Source organism: Psychroserpens sp. XS_ASV72, assembly GCF_041224425.1.
Classification (GTDB): domain Bacteria; phylum Bacteroidota; class Bacteroidia; order Flavobacteriales; family Flavobacteriaceae; genus Psychroserpens.
Genome location: NZ_JBGFGL010000085.1, coordinates 275,282 through 288,847, shown reverse-complemented (window position 1 = coordinate 288,847; position 13,566 = coordinate 275,282). Strand labels below are relative to the sequence as shown.

Annotated in this window: 8 protein-coding genes; 4 read left to right on the top strand and 4 right to left on the bottom strand. The window is 36.1% G+C overall.

Annotated elements, in window-relative coordinates:
* Positions 1-47: 47 nt before the first annotated feature.
* From AB9K26_RS14875 to AB9K26_RS14860, 4 genes are all read right to left on the bottom strand, one after another.
* The gene (locus AB9K26_RS14875) at positions 48-2,354 is read right to left on the bottom strand and encodes a glycoside hydrolase family 65 protein (RefSeq protein ID WP_369973363.1); all 2,307 of its coding nucleotides are present in this window, start codon (positions 2,352-2,354) and stop codon (positions 48-50) included.
* A gap of 38 nt (positions 2,355-2,392) precedes the next feature.
* Positions 2,393-3,067 carry a beta-phosphoglucomutase gene (pgmB, locus tag AB9K26_RS14870; protein WP_369973362.1) on the bottom strand — a complete coding sequence of 225 codons (675 nt, stop codon included), beginning with the start codon at positions 3,065-3,067 and terminating at the stop codon, positions 2,393-2,395.
* Positions 3,060-4,592, bottom strand: a complete 1,533-nt coding sequence (locus AB9K26_RS14865; RefSeq protein ID WP_369973361.1) for an MFS transporter — start codon at positions 4,590-4,592, stop codon at positions 3,060-3,062. The genes pgmB and AB9K26_RS14865 overlap by 8 nt, the downstream gene beginning before the upstream one ends.
* Before the next feature lie 127 nt (positions 4,593-4,719).
* Entirely contained in the window at positions 4,720-5,775 is a 1,056-nt protein-coding gene (locus tag AB9K26_RS14860; RefSeq protein WP_369973360.1) for a LacI family DNA-binding transcriptional regulator, read from the bottom strand.
* 323 nt (positions 5,776-6,098) lie between these two features.
* Between AB9K26_RS14860 and AB9K26_RS14855 the strand changes: the two genes are divergently transcribed.
* From AB9K26_RS14855 to AB9K26_RS14840, 4 genes are read left to right on the top strand one after another with little or no spacing between them, the layout of a single operon-like run.
* Positions 6,099-8,999, top strand: coding sequence for a SusC/RagA family TonB-linked outer membrane protein (locus tag AB9K26_RS14855; RefSeq protein WP_369973359.1), 2,901 nt, complete (start codon positions 6,099-6,101; stop codon positions 8,997-8,999).
* Positions 9,000-9,005: 6 nt separating this feature from the next.
* Complete coding sequence (locus AB9K26_RS14850) at positions 9,006-10,604, top strand: RagB/SusD family nutrient uptake outer membrane protein (RefSeq protein WP_369973358.1); 1,599 nt, start codon at positions 9,006-9,008, stop codon at positions 10,602-10,604.
* 14 nt (positions 10,605-10,618) lie between these two features.
* Positions 10,619-11,752, top strand: coding sequence for a SusE domain-containing protein (locus AB9K26_RS14845; RefSeq protein ID WP_369973357.1), 1,134 nt, complete (start codon positions 10,619-10,621; stop codon positions 11,750-11,752).
* Between the two features lie 12 nt (positions 11,753-11,764).
* Positions 11,765-13,564, top strand: coding sequence for a SusE domain-containing protein (locus tag AB9K26_RS14840; protein WP_369973356.1), 1,800 nt, complete (start codon positions 11,765-11,767; stop codon positions 13,562-13,564).
* The last annotated feature ends 2 nt before the right edge of the window (positions 13,565-13,566 follow it).

Sequence of the window (13,566 nt, the reverse complement as noted above, 5' to 3'; positions counted from 1 at the left end):
TAAATTATTTTTACAACCTGCAAACTAAAAGCCTACAAGTTCATTTATTAAACTGACACTAAACTGTTTGGGCTGATGGTTACGTGTTTACCATTAACCAAGATTTTTAAATCCTTATCACCTTCCAATTCAAAATGCGTATGTCCTTTACACGCATTCACCTTTAGAATTTGGTTTCTAAAGTTGATTTTAAATGAATAGCCCTCCCATTGTTCAGGAATCTTAGGTTCAAAAGAGAGCATATCATCTACGACGCGCATTCCTCCAAAGCCCTCAACAATACTCATCCAAGTTCCTGCCATTGAGGTAATATGAAGTCCTTCCTCAACCTCATGATTATAATCATCAAGATCTAATCTTGAAGTTCGCAAGTAAAAAGCGTAGGCTTGTTCCATTCGGTTTAACTTAGCTGCCTGAATACTATGTACACAAGGCGACAATGAACTTTCATGAACCGTAAATGGTTCGTAAAAATCAAAATGGCGCTCTAATTCTTCCGTAGAAAAATGGTCTTCAAAAAAGTAAAACCCTTGTAAGGTATCGGCTTGCTTAATGTATGGCGAACGTAAGATGCGATCCCATGACCAGTTCTGATTGATTGGACGTTCACTTTTTGGCAAATCAGAAACAGTAATAAGTTCCTTATCTAGGAAGCCATCTTGTTGCAAATACACTTGATGCTCTTCACTGTAAGGAAAAAACATTTGGTCTGCAACGGTTTTCCATTCTGCCATCTCTGCTTTAGAAAGCTTGACCTTATTCATGATTCTTGTATAATCTGAACTATAATCGCTTTCGATTTTTGAGATATTTTCTAAGGTATAGTCAATACACCATTTCGCGATGTAATTTGTATACCAGTTATTATTGACATTGTTTTCATATTCATTCGGACCAGTAACACCGAGAATGACATACTTATTAAGGTGAGAAGAAAAATTAGCGCGTTGGTGCCAGAATCTAGCGATGCCTATTAAAACTTCCAAGCCCTTTTGAGGAATGTAACTATAATCACCTGTGAAGCGATGGTAATTATAAATTGCAAAAGCTATGGCACCATTTCTATGGATTTCCTCAAAGGTAATTTCCCATTCGTTATGGCATTCCTCGCCATTCATAGTTACCATTGGATATAGAGCAGCACCATTTTTAAATCCGAGTTTTTCGGCATTTTCAATCGCCTTTTCCAAATGATTGTATCGGTATTCCAACAAACTCTTTGCAACATTTTGATCTTTAGTTGCCATGTAGAAAGGCAAGCAATAAGCTTCTGTATCCCAATAGGTACTTCCACCATACTTTTCACCAGTGAATCCTTTCGGACCGATATTTAAGCGTGCATCTTTACCAAGATAGGTTTGATTGAGCTGAAAAATATTGAAGCGTATTCCTTGTTGTGCAGCTACATCTCCATCGATGGTAATATCTGCCATGTCCCAAATTTTGGCCCAAGCTTGCTTTTGATTATTCAACAACACTTCAAATCCTAATTCGGAAACCTTTTCTAAAGTGTTTTTGGAAACTTCAACTAGTGTGTTCTTATCGTGGTTGCGATCGGACGTATAACCTCCAAATTTCGTTAATGTTAAAGTATTGCCTTTACCAACTTCTTTGTTGTAAACAAACTCTATTTTATCGGTTGTGGCATTAACTGTTTTGTCTAAATGCAGTGTTTGTCCGTTTAAAGACACTTGGGTCTGCATGGCTGTACACACATGAAAATGGGTTTTCATAGTTTTAGAGACGATGTAAGCTTGATCATGCTGATGATCAACACTTAAAATATCCCAAAACTTATCATCCCAATTGGAATCTTCGTTAGTGATACCATTATCTAGATATGGCGTAAAACGAATATTGACATCTTGGTTGATTGGAGTCACATTATATTGAATAGCTCCGACTTCATCTTCGTCCAAACTTAAAAAGCGTTTGGTTTCGACCTTCACTTCAATGAAATTTGGAAGCGTCGCAACAAAACGTCTTGATAGCCAACCTTCTTTCATATTTAGCTCTCTTCTAAATTCCTTGACCTCTCTACATTTAGCTAAATCTAATGGTTCGTCATTGATATAGACATCAATTCCAATCCAATTGGCAGCATTTAATACTTTGGCGAAATATTCTGGGTAACCATTTTTCCACCAACCTACTCTGGTTTTGTCTGGGTAATACACGCCAGCCACATAACTGCCCTGAAATGTTTCTCCCGAATATTGTTCTTCAAAATTAGCACGTTGTCCCATTGCACCATTCCCCAAGCTCATTAAACTTTCGGAAGACTTTACATGCTTTGGGTCAAATCCTTCTTCGATGATTGACCAATTATCTTTTATGATATAGTTCTTGTTCATTAGTTCTTTAAATCAATTTTGATTGATACAATAGGTTATTATTGTTTTTTTTGGATCGTTCCTGAAATAATTCCTTTTAAAAAGGTGTTATCCATTTCAGTAAAGTTTTTAAAATTATAATCTGCTTCATGCAGAATATCGTGATCACCAATACCAATGGAGATCATATTGGCAACATTAGCCGCTTGTATTCCAGCCACTGAATCTTCAAAAACGATACAGTCTTCTGGTTTCACATTTAAAAGTTTTGCTCCTATTAGAAAGACTTCTGGATCAGGTTTTGCCTTAGACACATCATTACCATCTACAATAGCATCAAAAGCAGATAATAAATCTACCTTTTCAAGTATTGGTTTTGCATTTTTACTCGCGGAGCCTAAAGCTATAGGTTGTTGTTGCTCGATTAAGTAATCCAATACCTTGGAGACATTTGGAAGAATTTCAGAAGCATCCATTTTATTGATATAACTTAGATAGTCTTCATTCTTTTTAGCCATGAGTTGAGAAAACTCCTCTTCTGTTAAGGTCTTGTTTCCCCAATCCAATATTTTCTCCAAGGAACGAACACGACTCACGCCTTTTAATTGTTCATTTTGAGTTTCGGTGAAGTCAACACCAATACTATTGGCAAGTTTTTTCCAAGCTAAAAAATGATATTTAGCAGTGTCAACGATTACACCATCAAGATCAAATATGAATCCTTTTTTACCCATTTTTTGTTGTTTCTTTATCACTGACTGTTAGTGCTATTAAACCTGCCAAAATCATGGAAGCACCTCCTATAAGAAGTGCATAGACAGGTTGATTTCCGAAAAATTTTGAAACTAAAAACCCTAAGATTGAAGCCGCAACAAGTTGTGGTATAACAATAAAGAAGTTAAAAACGCCCATGTAATATCCCATTTTATTGGCAGGCAAAGCTCCAGATAACATCGCATAAGGAATACTAAGAATACTCGCCCAAGCTATACCAACTCCAATCATAGGAAGCCATTCAATCATGAATGTACTAGGTTCGGAAATAAAATAAATTGAAATCAATCCAAATCCACCAGCTACAAGTGCAAGAAAGTGTGTGAATTTTCTACTGGTTTTCTTGGCTACCAATGGCAATAAAAAAGCAACAATAGCGGCAATCAAATTATAATTTGCGAACATGGCACCTACTTGATTCGCTCCAGTATTGTAAGCCTCTGTTGTGGTATCGGTTGTTCCATAAATATGTTCAGTGATTGCACCTGTGGTATAAATCCACATTGAAAACAAGGCAAACCATGAAAAAAACTGAACCCAAGCCAATTGCTTCATAACTTTAGGCATCGACTGAAAATCATTCATAATGGTTACAAAGCCATTATTGACGTTGTTTCTTTGTTGAAAAAGACCCGAAACGACCAATGCCAATCCACCGAGGGTCACAAGACCTAATGACAATACAAACAAATCTTTCTTTAGCTCAAAATAGTAGATGCAATATGTTGCTGCCAATCCTATTAAAGTTGTTATAGCTCCAATAGTTAAGTGCGATTTTCCATTATTCTTATACCATTCTAATGTTTTTTCTTCTTGCTGAAACTCTGTATCGCCAGATTCAGATTCAAAAGCTGCTATTTCTTCTGGAGAGTATTCCTTTGACTTGAAAACCGTCCACAACACCGCAATTAAAAACGCAACACCTCCAATGTAAAAGGAATACTTTACGGTATCTGGAATGACACCTTCAGGTGCAGTGTTTGAAATTCCAATAGCTGTCATAAACTCAGGCAATTTAGAAGCGACATAAGCACCAACTCCAATAAAAAAGCTCTGCATAGCAAACCCTTTTGTCAATTGTTCATTTGGCAGATTGTCTCCCACAAAGGCTCTAAAAGGCTCCATGGAAACATTAATAGATGCATCCATAATCCACAACATTCCTGCTGCAAACCAGAGCATTGGAGAATTCGGCATTATAAATAAGGCTAATGAAGCTAAAATCGCCCCAACCAAAAAATATGGTCTACGACGTCCTAACTTAGGATGCCATGTTTTGTCACTGAAATACCCAATGATTGGCTGAACAATAAGACCTGTTAAAGGTGCAGCAACCCAAAGTATAGGAATATCTTCAATATGAGCTCCTAAAGTTTGGAATATACGGCTAACATTAGCATTTTGAAGGGCAAATCCCATTTGAATCCCTAGAAACCCGAAACTCATATTCCAGATTTCCCAGAAACCAAGTGTGCGCTTTTTCATAATAGTATGTATTGATTAATACTATTGACAAGCGTTAAAACTTATCAAAACTTAAGGTAAGAAGTGAAAATATAAGTTTTGATTAAGGTGTAAAGATAGTAAAGTTTTTGATTATTGGATGTTAAATTTAGGATTTGGTGGATTCGCGCTCAATAAGTTCTGTTTCAATAATCACAGTTTCGTAGTGCTCCTCTTCATTGACATCGTCTTCGTCCATTTCCAACCGATCGATAAGCAAATGGGCCGCCTTTTCACCTATCTCCTGACCATGTTGACTTACTGTTGTCAAGCTTGGCGAAGAGTGTTTTGAAAGCACACCATCACTAAAACTGACAATTTGTAAATCTTCAGGAATACTAATCCCAAGCTTCCGAGCCACTTTCATAGCCGTTACGGCATACAATTCGTTAACAGCAAATATGCCATCTATCTTTTTATTTGACTTAAAGAGATTTAGGATTTCCTTTTCGAGAGCATCAAGGTGCTCATCTGACATTAGTTTATCCTCTACTTTTAGAATCAATGTAGCTTCAGGATTCATTTTATGATCTTCTAAAGCCAATAAGTAGCCTTGTGTTCGCAAACGACCAACGCTTACGTAGTCCATCGTTGTAATCAAGCCAATATGCTTACAGCCATTATCAATAAGCTTTTCAACTGCCTTTTGAGCACCCTTCATGTCATCAACAATGACCTTATCACAAGGAATATCTTGCACAACACGATCGAACATAACAATTGGCATTCCTTGATTAATCGTTTCTTGAAAATGATGGTAATCTTGTTGTTGTAGGGTTTCTTTAGATATGGACAATATGAATCCGTCAATACTGCCATTTGCCAGCATTTGCATATTGATCACTTCCTTATCAAATGATTCGTTAGAAAGCCCTACAATAACGTTATAACCTCGATTATTGGCAACGAGCTCAATACCAGTAATAACCTTGGAGAAGAAATGGTGAACAATTTCAGGAATTATAATTCCTATGGTTTTTGTCTTCCTGTTTTTCAGACTTAGAGCAATGTTGTTGGGTCTGTAGTTGTAAAGTTTTGCAAACGCCTGAACCTTTTGACGTGTATCTTCACTGATTTCGATACTGTTTCTAAGCGCCTTGGACACTGTCGAAATAGACACATCGAGCTCCTTTGCTATTTGTTTTAGCGTTACCTTCCGTTTCATTTGTATAATTATGTAAGAATGGGATTAAAACGAAATCAAATATTTCACAATGATTTTGTTTATTTTTTCGTATTTTGTAAAAAAGGTTGCTTTCTAAATTTCCTTATATGGCAATAAAGATATTACTTTATTATAAAATTGGTAAAGTGAGACTGTGTTTTATTGATTTCTGTTAAAATAGAAAAAGTTTTTAACACGAAAACGTTTTCGTCTTTCGAATAGAATCTACCTAATACAGATTTTACGCAAAATTTACATAATTTTAACCCAAGAAGTGAAAATATAACTAACATTTTAACTAGAAATTAACTTAATAATAGTGTATGAAAACATTTTTAAATAGTTTGATTTTTGTTATGATTTTGGTACCTGCTACTTTGCTTGCGCAAAGAACAGTTACTGGAACAGTAACAGATCAAGCTGACGCATCACCTTTACCAGGAGTAAACATTCTTGTAAAGGGTACTACTACAGGAGCATCGACCGATTTTGATGGAAATTATTCCATTACTGTTAACGAAGGAGATGTCCTTGTATTTTCTTATTTAGGCTACATAACACAAGAGATTACTTATAGCGATCAATCTACTATAGACGTAGCCCTTGTAGAAGACGCGGCACAATTGGATGAAATCGTAATTATTGGTTATGGTACAACAACCAAGAAAGATGCCACAGGCTCTGTTGAATCTGTAACAGCTGAAGATTTCACGAAAGGTAATATTGTAACTCCAGAGAACCTTTTACAAGGTAGAGTCGCTGGTATTTCTGTTAATACAAGTGGTGCTCCAGGTTCTGGTTCTGAAATTAGAATTAGAGGTGGATCATCAATTAATGCTTCTAACAACCCTTTGATCGTAATCGATGGATTACCTATCACTAATGACAACGTTGGTGGTTCAAGAAGTATTTTAGCAAACATAAACCCTAACGATATTGAATCCTTCACGGTTCTTAAAGATGCCTCCGCAACCGCTATTTACGGTTCACGTGCATCTAATGGTGTCATCATCATCGTGACTAAAAAAGGTAAATCTACATTTAGTGCAGACTATGATGTTCAGTTTACTTTTGGGGAGCTAAATGACAGAATTGACGTTTTTTCAGCAGATGAGTACAGAGATTTAATCAACTCAAGCGACTTGCCAAGTTCTTTTGTATCACAATTAGGCAATAGTGATACAAACTGGCAAGACGAAGTGTTTAGAAAAACAGTTTCGGCCATCCATAATGTGACCTTAAGAGGTTCTTTGTTTAAGGCTATTCCTGCACGTTTTTCGTTCGGTGTTACCGATCAAGAAGGAGCGCTTTTAACATCTCAATTTGACAGACGAAACCTTTCATTAGCATTAAACCCAACTTTTTTTGATGACCATTTAAAAGTTAACGTTAATGCTAATTTGGCTTTTGAGGACAATAGATTTGCTAGTGAAGGAGCCATAGCTTCTGCTTTACAATATGACCCTACGCAACCTGTTTACGATCCATCTTCTCCATTTGGTGGTTTTTACCAACATCTTGGTGATAGCGGTGAGCTTTTATTAGGGACTACTAACCCTGTAGCTCAATTATTACAAACAGATAATCGTGGTGATGCAGAACGCTTCTTTGGAAACATTAATTTAGATTACAAATTCCATTTTTTACCTGAATTGAGATTCGTTCTTAATCTTGGGTTCGATCAAACACAAGGTTATCAAGATAACAATGCAGTTTTTGCAACTAATGACCCTGTTGATTCCAATAAATATTTGGAATATCAAATCAGAAAAAACCAGTCTTTAGATGGGTATTTTAACTACAAAAAAGATTTTGGTGATATTGAAGCTGATGTAACAGCTGGTTATTCATATCAAAGGTTTACCTATAACGGATTTACTACTGGTAACCAAGCAGACCCATTGAGTGTTTATGATAGTTTTGCAGATCCTGATGTTGTAAATCTTGGATATATTGGAAGAGTCAACTTAACATTTTTAGATAAGTACTTACTTACTGCAACTTACAGAAGAGATGGTACCTCACGTTTTAGTGAAGAAAATCAATTCGGAAACTTTTTCTCAGGTGCACTTGCATGGCGAATTAGTGATGAGGATTTTCTTAAAAACTCTAAAACAATTTCAAATTTAAAACTTAGAGCAAGTTATGGTCTTACTGGTCAGCAAGACATAGCTGAAAGATCTATTTATTTAAGTCAATATCGTAGAGGTAATGAAAATTCGCGTTACTTCTTTGGAAACCAATTAATAGCTTCATTAATACCTTCACCTCAAAACCCAGATATTAAATGGGAAGAGACTAAAACTCTAGAGTTTGGTATTGATTATGGTTTATTTAATAATAGGGTATCCGGTAGTATCAACGTGTTCGAAAAGAATTCTGAAGACCTGCTACTTGTAGCTCCAGTTGGTGATGCAAGTAACTTTACCAACAGCATCATTCAAAACGTTGCTGAATTGAGAATTCAAGGTCTTGAATTTACAGTTGATTACAATGCAATAAACAACGACAATTTTAACTGGGACTTAAATTTTAACGCAACACTTTTAGATAGAGAGGTCACAGGTCTTGGTAGTGGAACAAACATCACCCAAGGTGGGATTAGCGGAGGAACTGGTAATTTCATTCAGTTACTTCAAGAAGGACAAGCTCCAAACTCTTTTTATGTATTTAAACAACTTTACGATCCTCAAGGAAATCCAATTGAAGGAGCTTATGCTGACTTAAACGGTGATAATATTATCAATGATGAGGATCGTTACTTAAAAGAGGATCCAAATGCAAACGTTATTTTAGGTTTCCAAAGTAATTTAAATTACAAGAATTTTGATTTCTCTTTCAATTTAAGAGCCAACATTGGAAACTATGTTTACAACAACGTGAATTCATCAAGAGCACAATATGATTTGCTTCAAGATAATTCAGTTTTAGGTAACATTCCAACATCTGTTTTAGAAACTAATTTCCAATCTACTTCAAATGTCATTACATCTGATATTTATTTAGAAAATGCTTCTTTTCTTAAAATGGATAACATAACATTGGGATATACATTTAAAGACATCTCTGACATCCTAAAATCTGTGAGGATTTGGGCAGGTATGCAAAATGTATTTGTGATAACAGAATATAGTGGTTTAGATCCTGAAGTATTTAACGGTATCGACAACGTTATTTACCCAAGATCTCGTAATATATTACTTGGTGCTAATATCAAATTTTAAAAGACTATGAAAAAAAGAATTAAACAAATTGGTATCATTTCATTTTTATTAGTATTTACAATTTTCTCTTGTGAAGAAGATTTAAATATTACTCCAAATGATGATGATTCCATATTAGGAGAAGAGCTTTATCAAAATGAAGCAGCTTACAGACAAGTTATTGCTGGTGTTTACGCAAACCTAGCATTAACAGGAACAGAAGGTGCCGGTTCATCTAATATTTCGGGTATTGATGCAGGTACAAGTCAATTCGGAAGGGTGTTGTTATATATGCAAACTCTTGCAGCAGATCAAATGATCTGGTCGTATGAAAATGACCCAGGAACTAGAGAAATCCAAAGAAATATTTGGACAGCTCAAAACCCTTTAATATTAGGAATGTATAGTAGAACTCACCTAACTATTGCTTTAGCAAATAATTTCTTGAGAGAAACTACTCCAGAAAAATTGGATAGTAGAGGTGTTTCTAGTGCTACTAGACAACAAATTGTAGCTTACAGAGCTGAAGCAAGATTATTGAGAGCTTTATCGTACTACTACATGATGGATTTATTTGGAAAAGCTAATTTTGCAACAGAAGCTGATCCACTAAATGCCGTTTTACCAGTATATAATAGAGCTCAATTATTTAATTTTGTTGAAAGTGAATTATTAGCGATTGAAGATGATTTACTTCCTGCTGGTCAAAATGAATATGGTAGAGCTGATCGAGGAGTTGCTTATATGATTTTAGCGAAGATTTATCTAAACGCTGAAGTTTACGTTGGTGAAAACAGATATACTGATTGTATGAACTATTGTCAGCAATTGTTGAACTCAGGATATCAATTGGCTACAAATTACAGTCATAACTTCATGGCAGACAACAATACCAACTCTGCTAAAAATGAAATTATATTCCCTATTATTTCTGATGGTTTTTCAACTCAAAATTATGGCCCAACTACTGTCATGATCAATGGATCTGTAGGTAGTCTTGAGGTTAACGGTGCTGAAGTTGGAGTTGCCGAAGGTGGCTGGGGAGGCGCTCTTCGCGTTCGTAGAGAATTTGCAGAATTATGGCAAGGTGGTGATTTTATCGATGATGATAGAAACACAATCATCTCAGATGACAGACCAATTGGAATAGTAGATATTTCTGATAGAGATACAGGATACATCATCCAAAAGTACTCTAATGTGACTTCAACAGGTCAAGCAGGAATTGATCAAACCTTTGTGGATACCGATTTTCCATTATTTAGATTAGCAGACGTTCACTTAATGTACGCTGAAGCTCATCTTAGAGGTGGTGGTGGAACTATTGATACTGCCGTAGACTTAATAAATGATCTTAGAATGCGTGCTAACAACCCTAATATGATTTCTAATTCTGAATTGACTTTAGGTTTTATTCTTGACGAACGTTCTAGAGAGTTACACTGGGAAGCACACAGAAGACAAGACTTAATTCGTTTTGGTCTGTACACAGGTGGTAATTACAATTGGGCTTGGAAAGGAAATGGTAGTAATGGTATTGCTATTCCAAATCATTTCGATCTTTATCCAATTCCAAACTTAAGTATGTCAACCAATCCAAACCTGACTCAAAATCCTGGATACTAATAAAATTGAACACAATGAAAAACATAAAATATATAACATTTTTTATTGCTGCAATGACGCTTGGGCTCTTCACTATTTCTTGTGAAGATGATTCAGATTTATTTACAGCAACTCCAACAACGCCTATTACGTTAGCAGAATTACCAGTCACGACGATTGTTTTAGATGCTACTAATCCAGGTAATCCAGCTGTTACTTTTAGCTGGAATGAAGCAAATTATGGACAACCTGCAGCTGAGAACTACTTAGTACAATTGTCTTCTGATCAGGCATTTACAAACCCTGTAGATGCAACTTCTGTTTCAGGAACAACAACAGCTACTTTGTCTGTAAATGAATTGAACTCATCAGCAGGTTCTGCTGGTTTACCTCCTTTTACACTCAGCACTTTATATGCAAGGGTAGTGTCTTCAATTGGAGCGCAAAACGGTCTACCTGTTAGCTCTAATGTCATTAGTTTCGAAGTACAACCTTACTTTAATTACGCTTTTGAAGACTACTATTTAGTAGGAAATGGAACGTCAGCAGATTGGAATAACAATAGTAACAATCCTCCTTTGTTTAGAGATGCAGAAAATGGCAATCTATACAATTACACTGGCTTTTTTACAAAAGGTGCAGGAGGAGAAGGTGATGGTCGATTCAAAATCTTAGAGATTAGAGGACAATGGCAACCACAATGGGGAACTGCTTACCCTGATGGAAGCGACCCTATTGAAACTTCTGGTGCAATTGCTGGAAATCCAGGAACACAAGATAGTGATCCAGGTCGTTTTGGTATAGAATCAGATGGTTATTACACATTTACCATTAATTTCTCATCAAACACTTATTCCATTGCACCTTATAGTGAATCTGGAGCTACTGTATACAGCAGCATGACTTTACAAGGTTCAGGTATTGGAAGTGATACACCAATGACTCAATTATCTTTTGATAGCCATTTATGGTATGTTAGCAGTGTGAATTTACAACCTGGTGATATTCAAATCATGACAAGTTCAGGATCCACTTGGGGAGGTTCGACAGAATTTTCTGGAATAGCAACCGATGGTGGTGGTAGTATTCCTGTTGTGGTCCAAGATGACTATGAGGTCTGGTTTAATGATCTTACAGGAGAATATATCATGATTCCATTAAACTTATAAAAAAATTAAACTATGAAAATTTATAAAATTAGCGCGTTAATACTAAGCCTGTTCTTTGTATTTGTAGCGTGCGAAACTGAAGAAAGTTTAGAGATAACGACTCCTAAAGCTACATTTAGGCTTTTGGATCCTGCAATCTCTAACATCAATTTAAATTACAACTTTCCAGACAATGAAGCATTTTCAATTGTTTGGAATGATCAATTGACTGATGGCTCAGGAGGCTACATGGTTGAATTATCTCCAGATCCATTATTTGAAAGTCCAATGGTTATAGGTACCTCAACTACAGATAGATTTTCTATGACTGTTGCTGAATTTAATAATACTGTACTAAATGCTGGAGCTGACGCTTTCGAACCATTTGCAGTATTCATGCGTGTAACTTCAGGTTCTGAGATTTCTAATAGTGTGAGCTTTAGCGTTTCTTCTTATTCTGAAGCTCCTCCAATGATTCTTACGCCTGACAGTACTTTTGAATTAATCCTTTTGGAAACAACACCTAATGATGAGGCTATCAATATTACTTGGGAAGATCCTGATTTTGGCGATAATAGTTCTGTCGATGTTGTTTATGAAGTTCAATTTGTTGAAAATGGTGGCGATTTTGCGTCGGCTGTTTCAGAAAGTGTAGAAGGAACTTCATATTCAAAAACCCATGAAGAATTCAATGAGGTTGTTCTAAATGCAGGACTTGCTGCTGAAGAAGCTGGAGCCTTAGACTTTAGAATTAAGGCAACAATTGAAATGGAAGGTGGTAATATGGAGCGTTTTTCTCAAGCGACAACGATTACAGTAACACCTTATAGTGTTGAATTAGCTCCTGTTTTATATGTTGTTGGTGCAGGCGCTGCAGATGCTGGATGGTCTTGGGATACTCCAATTGAATTACCATTACAAGGCACTAAGTATTCTGGTAACATCAATTTAGTAAATGATGCCTTTAGATTTTTTGAAATTAATGGTGATTGGGGTTCTGGTCTAAATTATCCTTACTACCAATCTGTTGGATATACTATTGATTCAAACTTAGTAAATGCTATGGATGGCGATAGTAACTTCCAGTTTGTTGGTACTCCAGGTGAATATTTCATTGAAGTTGATACAGATGCCAAAACAATCACATTAGGACCTCCAGTAGTTGGTCCAAACTGTAATTTTGATCAATTATGGTTAGTTGGAGCTGCTATTGTTGATGCTGGATGGTCTTGGGACACTCCTGTTGCCCTACCTTGTACTGGTAATGGAACTTACTCAGGTAATGTTGAGTTTACAAACGATGCCTTTAGATTTTTCTCTGTAAATAATGATTGGGGATCTGGAACAAATTATCCAACTTATGAAGGTAATGGTTATACAATTGATTCCAATTTTGTAAATGCCATGGATGGTGATAGCAATTTCCAATTTGTTGGAACACCAGGAACATACTTCTTAACGGTTGATGATATCGCTAAAACTATTACACTAGGTCCTGAGCAATTACAATGTGAATATGAGCAATTGTGGTTAGTTGGTGCGGGAGTTGTTGACGCTGGTTGGTCATGGGACACTCCTGTTGCATTACCATGTACTGGAGCTGGAGTTTACTCTGGTGATGTTGCCTTAACCAATGATGCGTTTAGATTCTTCACTATCAACAGTGACTGGGCATCTGGAATTAATTATCCAACTTATGAAGGCAATGGTTACACAATTGATTCTGACTTGACCAATGCCATGGATGGTGACAGTAATTTCTTCTTTAACGGTACACCTGGAACGTATACAGTTACGGTAGATACTGGAAACTTAACCATAACGGTAGAATAACT

Coding starts and splice junctions, on each gene's coding strand:
- AB9K26_RS14855 (WP_369973359.1), top strand. CDS start 6,099: ATGAAAACATTTTTAAATAGTTTGATTTTTGTTATGATTTTGGTACCT.
- AB9K26_RS14865 (WP_369973361.1), bottom strand. CDS start 4,592: ATGAAAAAGCGCACACTTGGTTTCTGGGAAATCTGGAATATGAGTTTC.
- AB9K26_RS14875 (WP_369973363.1), bottom strand. CDS start 2,354: ATGAACAAGAACTATATCATAAAAGATAATTGGTCAATCATCGAAGAA.
- pgmB (WP_369973362.1), bottom strand. CDS start 3,067: ATGGGTAAAAAAGGATTCATATTTGATCTTGATGGTGTAATCGTTGAC.
- AB9K26_RS14850 (WP_369973358.1), top strand. CDS start 9,006: ATGAAAAAAAGAATTAAACAAATTGGTATCATTTCATTTTTATTAGTA.
- AB9K26_RS14860 (WP_369973360.1), bottom strand. CDS start 5,775: ATGAAACGGAAGGTAACGCTAAAACAAATAGCAAAGGAGCTCGATGTG.
- AB9K26_RS14845 (WP_369973357.1), top strand. CDS start 10,619: ATGAAAAACATAAAATATATAACATTTTTTATTGCTGCAATGACGCTT.
- AB9K26_RS14840 (WP_369973356.1), top strand. CDS start 11,765: ATGAAAATTTATAAAATTAGCGCGTTAATACTAAGCCTGTTCTTTGTA.